At 44.3% G+C, this 13,426-nt stretch carries 11 protein-coding genes; 7 read left to right on the top strand and 4 right to left on the bottom strand.

Going from position 1 to position 13,426, the window contains the following annotated elements:
- Both mnmG and BMZ56_RS11740 read left to right on the top strand, forming a co-directional pair.
- Complete coding sequence (gene mnmG, locus BMZ56_RS11745) at window positions 1-1,860, top strand: tRNA uridine-5-carboxymethylaminomethyl(34) synthesis enzyme MnmG (RefSeq protein WP_090626789.1); 1,860 nt, start codon at window positions 1-3, stop codon at window positions 1,858-1,860.
- Between the two features lie 212 nt (window positions 1,861-2,072).
- Complete coding sequence (locus BMZ56_RS11740; protein WP_245893184.1) at window positions 2,073-3,608, top strand: Ig-like domain-containing domain; 1,536 nt, start codon at window positions 2,073-2,075, stop codon at window positions 3,606-3,608.
- Here BMZ56_RS11740 and BMZ56_RS11735 read toward each other — a convergent pair whose 3' ends face one another.
- Both BMZ56_RS11735 and nadB read right to left on the bottom strand, forming a co-directional pair.
- Window positions 3,609-4,130: a gamma carbonic anhydrase family protein gene (locus BMZ56_RS11735; RefSeq protein WP_090626787.1), complete on the bottom strand. Its 522-nt coding sequence runs from the start codon at window positions 4,128-4,130 to the stop codon at window positions 3,609-3,611.
- Window positions 4,131-4,208: 78 nt separating this feature from the next.
- Complete coding sequence (gene nadB, locus BMZ56_RS11730; RefSeq protein WP_090626786.1) at window positions 4,209-5,795, bottom strand: L-aspartate oxidase; 1,587 nt, start codon at window positions 5,793-5,795, stop codon at window positions 4,209-4,211.
- A 417-nt stretch (window positions 5,796-6,212) separates the two neighbouring features.
- Between nadB and nadA the strand changes: the two genes are divergently transcribed.
- The 4 genes from nadA to BMZ56_RS11710 all read left to right on the top strand — a co-directional run bounded on the left by nadA (window position 6,213) and on the right by BMZ56_RS11710 (window position 9,079).
- A complete protein-coding gene (nadA, locus tag BMZ56_RS11725) occupies window positions 6,213-7,208 on the top strand; it encodes a quinolinate synthase NadA (protein WP_090626785.1) in 996 nt (331 codons plus the stop codon).
- 85 nt (window positions 7,209-7,293) lie between these two features.
- On the top strand, window positions 7,294-8,337 hold the full coding sequence (gene thiL, locus BMZ56_RS11720; protein WP_090626784.1) for a thiamine-phosphate kinase: 1,044 nt from the start codon (window positions 7,294-7,296) through the stop codon (window positions 8,335-8,337).
- Window positions 8,338-8,417: 80 nt separating this feature from the next.
- Window positions 8,418-8,666 carry a DUF6364 family protein gene (locus BMZ56_RS11715; protein ID WP_090626783.1) on the top strand — a complete coding sequence of 83 codons (249 nt, stop codon included), beginning with the start codon at window positions 8,418-8,420 and terminating at the stop codon, window positions 8,664-8,666.
- A complete protein-coding gene (locus BMZ56_RS11710) occupies window positions 8,666-9,079 on the top strand; it encodes a PIN domain-containing protein (protein ID WP_090626782.1) in 414 nt (137 codons plus the stop codon). The genes BMZ56_RS11715 and BMZ56_RS11710 overlap by 1 nt, the downstream gene beginning before the upstream one ends.
- Before the next feature lie 5 nt (window positions 9,080-9,084).
- On the opposite strand, the gene acnA is transcribed toward BMZ56_RS11710, so the two are convergent.
- Complete coding sequence (acnA, locus tag BMZ56_RS11705; RefSeq protein WP_177195135.1) at window positions 9,085-11,808, bottom strand: aconitate hydratase AcnA; 2,724 nt, start codon at window positions 11,806-11,808, stop codon at window positions 9,085-9,087.
- A gap of 304 nt (window positions 11,809-12,112) precedes the next feature.
- On the opposite strand from acnA, the gene BMZ56_RS11700 reads away from it, so the two are divergent.
- Window positions 12,113-12,304: a cold-shock protein gene (locus BMZ56_RS11700; RefSeq protein WP_090626780.1), complete on the top strand. Its 192-nt coding sequence runs from the start codon at window positions 12,113-12,115 to the stop codon at window positions 12,302-12,304.
- Between the two features lie 37 nt (window positions 12,305-12,341).
- Here BMZ56_RS11700 and BMZ56_RS11695 read toward each other — a convergent pair whose 3' ends face one another.
- Window positions 12,342-13,424 carry an AI-2E family transporter gene (locus tag BMZ56_RS11695; protein ID WP_090626779.1) on the bottom strand — a complete coding sequence of 361 codons (1,083 nt, stop codon included), beginning with the start codon at window positions 13,422-13,424 and terminating at the stop codon, window positions 12,342-12,344.
- Between the last annotated feature and the right edge of the window lie 2 nt (window positions 13,425-13,426).

The following is a 13,426-nucleotide window of genomic DNA, read 5'->3' as shown; positions in this document are numbered from 1 at the left end:
ATGTTTAATAAATATAACGTTATCGTAGTAGGAGGGGGGCACGCCGGTTGCGAAGCAGCAGCGTCGGCTGCCAATTTAGGCTCTTCCGTTTTATTAATTACGATGAACATGGCAACGATTGCTCAAATGAGCTGCAATCCTGCTATGGGAGGCGTAGCTAAAGGACAAATTATCCGTGAAATTGATGCTATGGGAGGTTATTCAGGGATTATTGCTGATAAAACCACGATTCAATTTCGGATGCTTAATCGCTCCAAAGGTCCCGCCATGTGGAGTCCGCGTACACAAAATGACCGGATGCGGTTTGCCGAAGAATGGCGTCTACAGCTCGAATCCATGCCGAATATCGATATCTGGCAAGACACGGTGAAAGAAATTATTGTAAGAGATGGAAAGGCATCGGGCGTTGTTACATCCCTCGGTATCTCCATTGAAAGTGACGCTGTAGTCCTCACAAATGGAACGTTCTTAAACGGTACCATTCACATCGGCGAAAAACGCTTTGGGGGGGGGCGTACTGCAGAAAAAGCGGCAACGGGATTGACAGAACAACTTGTTAATCTAGGATTCGAATCTGGACGCATGAAAACGGGGACGCCCCCGCGGATAGATGGGCGTAGCCTGAATTATACTTTAATGGAAGAACAGTGGGGCGACGAAGAACGGGGTAAATTTTCGTTTACCGATGTACCGCTTCCTACTGAACAGCGGTGCTGTTGGATTACCTATACCAACGAAGCGGTACACAATGCACTCAAGGAAGGTTTTGAAAAATCACCCATGTTTACCGGCCGGATAAAGGGGTTAGGACCGCGTTACTGTCCGTCAATTGAAGACAAAATCAATCGTTTCGCCGAACGCGACCGCCACCAAATATTTGTAGAACCCGAAGGATGGAGAACCGTTGAAATTTACGTAAACGGATTTTCGACCTCACTTCCGGAAGATGTGCAACTGAAGGCACTCCGACTGATACCGGGGTTCGAACAGGCACGCATGTTTCGGCCAGGATATGCGATTGAATACGATTATTTCCCACCGATGCAGTTAGATCTAACTTTGGAAACGTTACGCATTAAGCATCTATTTTTTGCTGGCCAAATTAATGGCACAACCGGCTACGAAGAGGCCGCAAGCCAAGGATTTATTGCTGGCATCAATGCGCATCAACGAATAACCAATCAACACGAATTGATTTTGAAAAGGTCAGAATCGTATATCGGTGTATTAATTGATGATTTGGTTACCAAAGGTACCGAAGAACCCTATCGCATGTTCACATCTCGAGCCGAACACCGCCTTCTCTTACGTCAAGACAATGCAGACGCCCGATTAACTCCCATCGCGCACCAGTTGGGATTAGTATCCGATGAACGCTTGGAACACGTGAAAAAGAAAGTGAATGCAGCCGACAATCTCGTCGATTACATGCGAAAACAATCGATTGGCCCGGACGCTATCAATCCTGTACTGGCTCGATTGAATTCCAGCCCAGTCTCTCAAAAAACCCGTCTGTTCCATATCTTGTCCAGACCACAAATAAATATCTATGACATTGCCGCGGCCGATAATTCATTCCAAATGCTGCTAGCGCGACATAACAAGGAAACCATCGAACAGGCCGAAATCAAAGTAAAATACGATAGCTATTTTGAAAAAGAGATTGAAATAGTTAACAAAATGCGCCGCATGGAAGATCAGGAAATCAATCCAAATTTTGACTATACAAACTTGGTGTCGTTATCAAAAGAGGCGCGGGAGAAATTAATTAAAGTAAAACCCCGTACATTGGGTCAGGCTTCCCGAATTTCCGGTGTTTCACCATCAGATATTTCAGTTTTGATGATACATATGGGCTAAATTATTGTAAACTAGATAGTTAATTAAAAAAATAATTGAGCTTAATAAAACACTTATAAAACACTTTCTCAGAATTTCCGATGCAGGACTCATCAATTATAAAAAGTCGCTTAAAACGCTTAAAAATAAGCTCTAATCCAAAATGGTTTATTTTACTGCTTTTTTTCCTCCTCTTTACGCTGACTTGGCGTTGTGCAAGTGTTCAGCAACCCATGGGCGGACCTAAAGATTCGATTCCACCCAAAATACTGAATGAAACGCCACCCAACCTGACACGGAACTTCGATGCAGAAAAAATTATCATTGAATTTGATGAATATGTAAAACTCAACAATACGCAAAAGGAAGTCAGCGTATCTCCAGACGTAGAACAACCGATCAATCCGCGAGTCAAACGAAAAACCATTGAAATTACATTACCGGACTCCCTCGAAGAGAATACTACTTATACCATCAATTTTGGCAAAGCCATCGGCGACTTCAACGAAGGAAACCCTCTACTTAACTATAGCTATGTCTTCTCTACGGGAGACATCATCGACTCGCTATCCATAACAGGCAAAGTAACCAACGCACTTACCAAGTTGCCCGAAAAGGAACTAACCGTTATCTTAATCCCTACTCGGCAAGATTCGATATTCGGAAAACGAAAAGCCAACATTTTTACCCTTACGGATACCTCAGGAAATTTTCAACTGAAAAACCTACGAGAAGACACCTACCGGATATACGCGCTCAAGGAAGAAAATAGCGACCGCGTCTACAATGCACCAGGCGAATACATTGGCTTCCTCAACGACTCGATCGTATTAAATAAAGACACTGCCGGAATACTCCTCCAAATCTCCAAAGGGACACCGAGGGACTTTCGGCTGCTCGACCGGAAAATAGAGCCAAGCGGTAAAATTACCTTCGTGTTTAATAAACCGCTGAAAAATCCCGACATCGCCGTCATCCATCCGTCACAACTGGATGAAACCAAGCAGATAACTTACAACGCCGCCAAAGATTCCGCAACGGTTTGGCTGTCTGAATTGACGTTCGATTCACTGAAAGTCCGTATTTCAGACAATGGAAAAATTCTCGATTCGGTTACCTTAAGGCGTGGACGAAATGAAAAATATGATCGGGATTTCATCATCCAAGACAATCTAACTGGCAATAAGGTTACGCGAGTGAAACATATCATGCTCACCGCAGGGGCCCCGGTACAGTCGATTGACCGGAGCAAAATAATCCTGACCGAAGACTCGATACCGCGGACCAACTTCCAGCTGGCTAAAGATACAACCGCCCCTTGGAGATATATACTGCGATATAATTGGCGACCCAAACGTAATTACCAACTCACCCTGGAAGAAGGGGCATTTCTCGGATTTTTCGGCGACAAAAATAAGTCGGTATCCAAAACATTCACCATGAATGAAACCGAGAACTTTGGCGATATCGTGCTGGACGTAAACCTACCGGACACCAATCACCAATACCTGGTTCAATTGATTAACGAAAAAATGGACTTCATACACCGCAGCGTCCCGATACGGAAATCTGGGAAAATACCGTTCCGTCAATTCCCTGGGGGAAAATATACCGTACGCATCGTATACGATGAAAATAACAACAATGAATGGGATCCGGGGGATGTATACGAAAAAAGGCAACCCGAACGCGTTTGGTACCTGGGCAAAACATTCATCATCCGTGCAAATTGGGAACAGGAGGAAATTATTAACGTACCGCCTGAGTGATCAGGAGTCCATTTGGGGAAACCAGCTGGAATACATCACATACCGATCGGGCAATTCATCCAGCAATTTCCGCTGCTCTGCGGACAGCGGTTTGACCTTTCTCGCTGGAACCCCGGCGTACAGGTATCCACTTTCACATCGCGTATGCTCAAGCACCACAGCTCCAGCAGCGATTATTACATACGCTTCAATCACCGCATGGTCCATGACAATCGCACCCATCCCAACCAACACCCGATCATGCACCGTACATCCGTGGATTAACGCCTGATGCCCTATATTCACATAACTACCAATATTTGTTGCCGCTGTTTGATACGTACAATGGATAACCGCACCATCTTGAATATTGGTATAATGACCTATTCGTATAGCATTCACATCTCCACGGATCACCGCATTAAACCACACGGAGCAATGTTCACCTATTTCGACATCACCCACAATCGTCGAATTATCAGCCAGAAAACAATTCTCAGCAATTATCGGAGAAACATCTTTTACAGGAAGAATCAGCGCCATTTCTCTTAATTTTCAACGGTAAATTACCAATGATTAATTATCCGTGTTCTATTTCTTTACTTTCTATTTTTTTAACTCCTAAAAAACCGTATTCACCAGCTCTTCGGACCGTTCAGGGTAATCCGTTGTGTAATGCAATCCACGGCTTTCCTTTCGAGCCATCGCCGATTTAATCACCAAATAAGCCACCTGGATCACGTTTCTCAACTCACACAATTTTACGGATAGCTTGGTATTCTTATAAAAGCTCTCCGTTTCATCATACAGCAATCCCAGCCGACGCATGGCACGCTCAAGACGGAAGTCCGACCGCACGATTCCCACGTAGTCGCTCATCACCTTCTGTGTCTCTCGGAGGTTGTGCGTTACCAAAATATCTTCATTAGAAAGGGCCGTGTTCGAGTCATCCCAATCCGGAATACCTTCCGGTATAAAACTGGATTCTACCTGTGAGATCGCGTCGACAAATATGCGATGCGCAAATACTGTAGCCTCTAATAATGAATTGGAAGCCAACCTATTAGCTCCATGAAGTCCCGTTGACGCACACTCCCCGCATGCGTACAGATTCCGGATGGAAGACCTTCCATATTCATCCACCATAATGCCACCGCACAAGTAATGTGCTGCAGGCGTTACCGGTATATAATCCCTGGACATGTCAATACCGATGGAAAGACACTTCGCATAAATATTCGGAAAATGCTTCAAAATATCTTCCTTGCTACCATGCGTTATATCGAGAAACACAAAATCATCACCCGACTTCTTCATTTCGGCATCAATCGCCCGCGCCACAATGTCCCTGGATGCCAAAGACCCCCGGCGATCATACTCTTCCATAAACGGATCGCCATTCTTCCTGCGGAGTACTCCTCCAAATCCACGCACAGCTTCAGAAACCAGAAATGCCGGATACTCCCCGGGATTATACAGTGCTGTCGGATGAAACTGGATAAACTCCATATTACGCACTTTGCCCTTAGCCCGGTATACCATGGCAATCCCATCGCCCGTGGCAATCACCGGATTCGTCGTGCTCGCATATACATGTCCAGCGCCGCCTGACGCCATCACCGTGACTTTACTCACTACCTTTTCCACACGATTCTCTACCGTATTTAAGGCATAAACCCCATAGCACGTAATATCCTTTGTGCTTTTATCCACAAACTCACCCAAATGGTGTTGAGTAATCAGATCTACTGCAAAATAGTGCGTTAATACTTCTATATTGGGATTTTCATGTACCTTCTCCAGCAATGCCCGTTCAATCTCAAATCCCGTCACATCCTTATAATGCAAAACCCGATGCTCGGAATGCCCGCCTTCTCGCGCCAGGTCATATACGCCATCTTTTCGTTTATCAAAATGTGTCCCGTAATCGATGATCTCCTGCACCCGTTTCGGCCCTTCCCTAACAACGTTCTCCACAACTTTCACATCGCATAACCCATCTCCAGCGACCAGTGTATCAGCGATATGCTTCTCAAAGGAATCTGACTTATCCACAACTACGGCCACTCCGCCTTGTGCGTATTTCGTATTTGACTCGTCTTCGTTGGATTTGGTGATAATCATCACTTTGCCGTGTTTAGCAGCCTTCAATGCAAAGCTCAATCCAGCAATGCCAGAACCGACAACCAAAAAATCTATCTCGTGCATAAACGGAACAACCTAAAATCTGTGGATAACCTGTAGACTATCCGTTGAATAAAAATGAAAAGTCAATGATTCCGCAATTTTCCTTCTAATTCTACACACCCCGCTCCCGAAAATCCCCGGATATACTGCACAATATTAACAAATACGATTCAATAAATAGTATACAAACCGATATGGAAAAACATTTTTGCCAAAATAAAAACTACTGGAAATCAGCAGCTATCCATTAACTTAATGTTAACAACATGTTAAAAGAAAACGAAAACCAACAAATCAAAATTAAATTGCTCCATATTTTTCACAAAACCAACATCCTAACAAACAATAAACTAATTTATATATAAAACCTTTTATTATAGATTGAGCCTGTTGGTATCTTGAAAACCGAATCAAATTGTTTAGTACCTTTGTATCATCATGGAAGCACTACTGACAGAACTAAACACAAAGGGCTATATCGATGAACCGATCGATCCGACATTGGATCTGGTTGATGAGATAAACAAACTCAAGAAAGAGAAAAATGCGGTGCTGTTGGCGCATTACTATCAAGAGCCGGAAATTCAGGATATCGCGGATTACATAGGTGATAGCCTCGGTCTTTCACAGCAAGCAGCCAAAACGGAAGCGGACGTCATCGTATTTGCAGGGGTACATTTCATGGCTGAAACGGCCAAAATCCTGTCTCCGCAAAAGAAAGTGCTTCTTCCGGATCTGAAAGCTGGGTGTTCGTTGTCTGACAGCTGTCCGCCGCATCTGTTTGCGAAATTTAAAGCGCAGTATCCCGATCACATCGCGATTACCTATGTCAATTGTACAGCCGAACTAAAGGGACTTAGCGATATTGTATGTACCTCTAGTAACGCCGTGCAGATCGTGAATAGCTTGCCAAAAGAGCAGAAGATTATCTTTGGACCGGATAAGAACCTGGGAGATTATGTTAAAAAGAAAACAGGTCGCGATCTTGTCCTCTGGAACGGCGCCTGTATGGTGCATGAAATTTTTTCACAAGAACGCATCGCGCAGCTGCGAAGGGAATATCCGGGAGCCAGATTTATTGCTCATCCCGAATGTGAAAAGGAAATTCTGGACACCGCTGATTACATCGGTTCTACCTCGGGATTGCTGAAATACACAAAGGAAAGCAATGCCAATGTGTTCATTGTGGCCACGGAGAGTGGTATTATCCATCAGATGCAGAAAGCAAATCCCCAAAAAGTATTCATTCCGGCACCTCCCAACAATGCCTGCGCTTGCAACGACTGCCCTTATATGAAACTCAACACGCTGGAGAAGTTGTATAACTGCATGAAATTTGAACTTCCGGAAGTAGACTTGTCAGCCGATGTGATCGAGCGGGCCAGACGGCCCATAGAACGGATGCTGGAAATCTCGGAGCGTCTGGGGCTTTAGTTTGAATATTCAGGTAGAATTTCTAACACGAAGTAGCCAAATCTATTTGGTTCGGCTAGCGAGAAACCGAATATAATTAAATAGGATGTTTGATAACGAAGAAAAAACGAATTTAGAGCGTTTGGGGGAATTTGGTTTAATCGATCACCTAACCAAATCGGTAGAATTGACCCAGGAAACGACGGACAAAGGCATCGGAGACGATGCGGCTGTATTGGATTTTTCTGGAAATAAAACCTTGATATCTACTGATTTACTGTTGGAAGGGATCCATTTTGATTTACGGTATGTACCACTTAAGCATCTGGGATACAAGGCGGTACAGGTAAATCTTAGTGATATTTATGCGATGAATGGGACGGCTTCCCAAATTACATTTTCCATTGGATTGTCGAGTAAGTTTCCGTTGGATGCGGTAGAAGAACTGTATAGCGGGGCATTATTAGCCTGTCAGAAATACGGGGTTGACTTGGTAGGTGGTGATACGTCGGCTTCTGCACAAGGTTTGGTTATCAGTGTTACCAGTATTGGCTATGCGAGGGCGGAAGAAACTACGTACCGTAGCGGCGCACGGGAAGGGGATTTGATTTGTGTTTCCGGGGACCTCGGCGGAGCCTACGTAGGCCTCCAATTACTGGAACGTGAAAAACGCATTTTTCTGGAAAATCCCAACATACAGCCCGATTTGGAGGGGAAAGATTACATCGTTGAACGGCAATTGAAGCCGGAGGCGCGAAAAGATATCATTGAGTTGTTACGTTCGCTGGGTGTTAAACCGACAGCGATGATCGATGTATCGGACGGATTGGCTTCCGAAATATTGCATATTTGCAAAGCTTCGGAAAAAGGATGCAAACTGTACGAGGAAAAAATTCCGATTGATCCCATGACTTATGACACTGCAAGAGACTTTGGTTTGGATCCGACGGTTTGTGCCCTAAGTGGTGGGGAAGATTATGAGTTGCTGTTTACAGTCGATCAAGGCGATTACGATAAACTAAAAAATCAACCCGATATCACCGTCATTGGTCACATTACAGAGCCTGCTGCCGGAACCGGATTGATTTCGAAATCAGGTAATGTACATCCGCTCCAAGCGCAGGGTTGGAATGCTTTTCGAAGGGTATGATTAAAATACACGTGTAAAAAATTTATTTTTTACACGTGTATCAAACTAGTTTCGTATTTTTGCATGAAGGAGATAAAACCATGAATACGAAACTTACATTAACAATAGAGCAGTCGGTTATCGAAAAAGCGAAAAAATTTGCTAAAAAAAACGAAAGAAGTCTTTCCGATTTGATAGAGAATTATTTGAAAGCATTGACCGATGACGAAATAGCTATTGAAGATGAGTTATCCCCAACTGTTAAATCTTTGAGAGGTTCTTTTAAACTTCCGAAAAACTTCAATTATAAACGGGAACTTACTGACCGCTTATCGGAAAAATACCTATAATGAATAAAGTTTTAATCGATACGGACGTCATTCTTGATTTCTTTTTCGATCGGGAACCTTTTTCAGTGGATACATCAAAAATCCTAAGCTTATGCGAAAAAGGAGAATTAAGAGGTTTTGTAACACCTATAATGATTAGCAACGTCTACTATCTGCTCAGAAAAACTGCAAAACATGAAAAAGTCATTGAGCATTTAAAAATGCTGATGAACATTCTCCAGGTTTCCATGATAAACAAAGAAACTGTTTTGGATGCCCTAAATTCTGACTTTAAGGATTTCGAAGATGCTCTACAAAATTTTTCCGCACAAAACGAGAAAGAAATTAACGTAATCATTACTCGAAATATCAAGGATTATAAATCAAGTAAATTGTCAGTAATGACACCCGAAACGTACTTAAAAAGCCGCTGATTTACCTACTTCTTCAGGAATCCCCGCAATACATAATGCAATATCCCTCCGTGGCGGTAATATTCAATTTCAATAGCCGAATCAAACCGTGCTTTGGATTGAAATTCGATGATTTCTCCGTTATTCTTGGTAGCCTTCACGTTTAGTAATTTATGGGGATACAGATCGCCCGATATGCCGGATATGTCGAATATTTCCGTGCCATCTAATCCGAGGGATTCGGCATTTTCTCCACCCGGAAACTCCATCGGAACTACGCCCATACCGACCAGATTGCTGCGGTGGATCCGCTCAAAGCTTTCAGCAATAACAGCCTTTATTCCTAATAAATTGGCACCTTTGGCTGCCCAGTCGCGCGAGGAACCACTTCCGTATTCTTTTCCTGCTAATACGATCAACGGGGTTTGGGTTTCGACGTATTTCATCGCTGCAGCGTATACGGAAAGCGTTTCACCAGTGGGAAAATAGGTTGTATATCCTCCTTCTTTTTCCGTGATCCGATTCCGAATACGTACATTGGCGAACGTACCCCGCATCATCACTTCGTGGTTTCCGCGTCTTGACCCATATGAATTAAAGTCTTTTGGGTCCACACCTTTATCGATCAGGTAGGTGCCCGCTGCGGAATCGGCTTTAAATGAGCCCGCTGGCGAGATGTGATCGGTCGTGACCGAATCCCCCAGATATAAGAGTACTTTTGCCTTGCTTATATCCTGGGCTGGAAGGGGTTCACTGGTGATATTTTTGAAAAAAGGAGCTTCCTGAACGTAAGTGGATTGCTCGTTCCACTCAAAATTTTTACCCTGCGGGGCTGTCAGCTTTTTCCAGTCGTCTCCCCCGTCAAAAATAACGTCGTATACCTCCTTGAAGTCGGACGTACGCATACAGCGGTCGATCGTATCGGTAATTTCTTCCTGGGTGGGCCAGATATCACGCAGATAAACCGGATTGCCATTGGGATCATAACTCAACGGCTCGTTGAGCAGGTCTACGTCTACCCGCCCGGCGAGGGCGTAGGCAACGACCAACATGGGTGACATGAGGAAGTTCATTTTAACCTGCGGATGCACACGTGCTTCAAAATTTCGGTTACCGGACAGGACAGATGCCACAACGAGGTCGCCCTTGTCCACGGCCTCCGCGATGTGCGGCGGCAACGGACCACTGTTTCCGATACAGGAAGTACATCCATACCCCACGGTATGAAAACGCAAGGCTTCTAGATCTTCCAAAAGATTGGCACGTTGCAGGTATTCGGTAACTACTTTGGATCCCGGGGCAAGGCTGGTTTTCACCCAGGACTTGGTACGGATGCCTCGTGCCACGGCCTTCCGTGCCACGAGGCCGGCGCCTACCATGACGGCCGGATTGGAAGTATTGGTACAACTCGTGATGGCCGCGATGACGATACTGCCGTCACTCAGCACATACTCCTGGTTTTTTATTTTGATCCGTACAGAGTGGATGTCTTCAGTTTCAACCTGTATCACGTCGTCTGTAGGACGATTCTCATAGGTAAATTCGCTACCTGATCCACCCTCATAAAGCCAGGCTTGTTCCTGCCGTTGTTTGACAGGTACATAATTGCGGCGGTACTCCGCCTCTAGAAGGCGCGAAAACTGAGGCGCGAAATCCTTTACCAATATTTTATCTTGTGGTCGTTTCGGACCGGATACCGTAGGCTCCAGGGTATCCAGGTTTAACTCCAGCACATGAGAATACTCGATTTGCTCGTGGCCCGTACGCCACAATAAATTGTCCTTGCAATAGGTTTCCACCAACGCGATTTGTTCTTCCGAACGATTCGTACGCCGCATGTATTCAAGGGTTTGGTTGTCTATGGGAAAATAAGTGACTGTACAGCCGAATTCGGGCGACATATTGGAGATGGTCGCACGATCTGTAACGCTGAGGAAATCCAACGCATCACCGAATACTTCTACAAATTTTCCGACTACGCCATAGTCGCGCAGCAATTTGGTAATCGTCAGTACCATATCGGTTGCCGTGCACCCCGGTGGAATTTTGCCCGTCAGTTTCAATCCAATAACCTGCGGGCACGTGAAATAGATAGGCTGCCCCAGCATTGCTGCTTCAGCTTCAATGCCTCCTACTCCCCAGGCGATCACCCCAATGCCGTTTACCATGGGCGTGTGGGAATCGGTTCCCACCAACGTATCCGGAAAAGCCCAGCCATCGCGGGCAATGACTCCCTTGGCGAGGTATTCCAGGTTCACCTGATGGCAGATGCCCATACCCGGAGGTACCACGGTGAAGTTGTCCAGTGCCTGTTGCCCCCATTTAAGCAGTTCGTAGCGTTCGGCATTGCGTTCGTATTCCAATCCGACATTATTCAGGTAGGCATAATTTGTACCGAAATAATCAACCTGCACAGAGTGATCAATAACCAGGTCAACCGGAACAGCAGGATTAATTTTGCTTCCGTCTCCGCCTTTCCGAATGACCTCTGCCCGGATGGAAGCCATATCAACCACTGCCGGTACTCCGGTGAAATCCTGCATCAGTACACGGGCAGGCTTAAAAGGTACTTCTTTGTCGGTTCCCGAAGGATTCCAATTGACCAACGTATTCAGGTGCTCATCGGTAATGGCGAAACCATCGTGATTCCGTAATACATTTTCGAGTAGTATGCGGATGGAAAAAGGCAGTTTACCAATCTTTTTATTTTCTTCTTCCAACTTTTTCAGCGAAGCTATTTGATAGTTCATGATGTTTAGTTAGCGTATTAATAAATCGATATTTTGTATTCTAAATGGATCCACTGTAAAAGATCTAGCCTTAGTAGATTAAATAAGCAGGATTCTGCTAATAATTACTTCTAAAGTAGCAGAAATGTTTTCCGCTTATTCTTTATGCATTTGCCTGTAAGCGTGATGTGCTAAACTAATGAAAATTAATGACATTTAACCGCCTAACAGTTAAATGTATACTATTCTATTGTAAATATTTTTGCTTGGTTTACAAATAATTATACATACATTTGAGTTTTAATATTTTTAATTTTTCAATACAATGGCAGAAGGAGTAGTTAAATTCTTCAATGAAACCAAAGGTTTTGGTTTTATCGTCCCCAATTCCGGTGAAAGTGAAATTTTTGTTCACTCATCGGGCCTTATCGACAAAATCCGCGAAAATGACAACGTTTCGTATGATGTAGAACAAGGCAGAAAAGGTTTAAATGCGGTAAATGTTAAAGTAATCTAAGTATTATTTTTCAACTATATTTATTGTATTTCACCGGCTATCGACTGATAGCCGGTTTTTTATTTTTTGTATCTCTGTCGCCGATTAGGTTTCCGTAGGGTTTCAGAGCGTCTACGTGATCAAAAATCACCTTTGCCACGCCCAAGAACGGAACAAACAGAATCATGCCAGCCACATTCCAGACCAAACTGCCCAATAGAAGTGCCATCAGGGTAAACAGGGCATTCAGTTGTATTTTTCCTCCGGTGATTTTTGGCGTGAGGATATAGCTGTCTATCTGTTGCATAACGATAAAAAAGAAAGCTACGATAACCGGTGTAAGCAGTGAGTCACAGGTAATGAGCGTGTAAATAACAACAACGGTGCTGCCGACTACCGAGCCGATATAGGGGATGATATTGATGGTTGCAACCATTACACCAAAAAACAGCGCATTTTCTATGCCTATAATTGTCAATCCGATGGTGTTAATGACGGAGAATATAAGCGCGACCAAAAATACACCTGCGAGGTAGGCACTGGCCACGGCTGCAGTTTTATCAACGACATCCCGGGCTTCAGCAACGCGTGTCTCACCGGCGTAATAGGAAACCAGAGACAGCACGAAATTTTTGATACGGCGGCGGTAAATCAGTAATAGCACGGAATAGGCGGTGATAATCAGTATATGCACTAAAAAAGAAAGAATAAACCGAAATATATCGCCGATAAATTGACCCGCCAGATTTGATAATCCGGCAATTTGGCTTTGCAGGTATTCTTTTTGCTTGGCAACGGGCAACTGGAAACGTTCAGAGATAAAATCGTGTCCCGAATTGAGCATTTCGTTCAGTTTTCTACCGATCATCGGCAGATCTTTTCCGAGCTCAATCAGCTGATGAAATAAAAGATAGGCGCCTGCGAGCAACAGGACAAGCGTAAGCAGGACACAAATGACAGCGGCTAATCCTCGGGGAACACCACGTTGTTCCATACGTTTGCAAACAGGTACCAACAGCATGGCCATCATCCCGCCGATGGCTACGGGAATGAGGAAGGGCTTCGCAAAATAAAGCAGGGCAAATACCAATACCATAAACAGCAAAACCTGATTGAACCGCGCAATGGCGTTATTTTTCATCG

It is taken from the genome of Parapedobacter indicus (genome assembly GCF_900113765.1).
In the GTDB taxonomy this organism is placed as follows: domain Bacteria; phylum Bacteroidota; class Bacteroidia; order Sphingobacteriales; family Sphingobacteriaceae; genus Parapedobacter; species Parapedobacter indicus.
The sequence above is the reverse complement of the archived record's forward strand: the minus strand, read 5'-3'. Positions and strand labels throughout refer to the sequence as shown.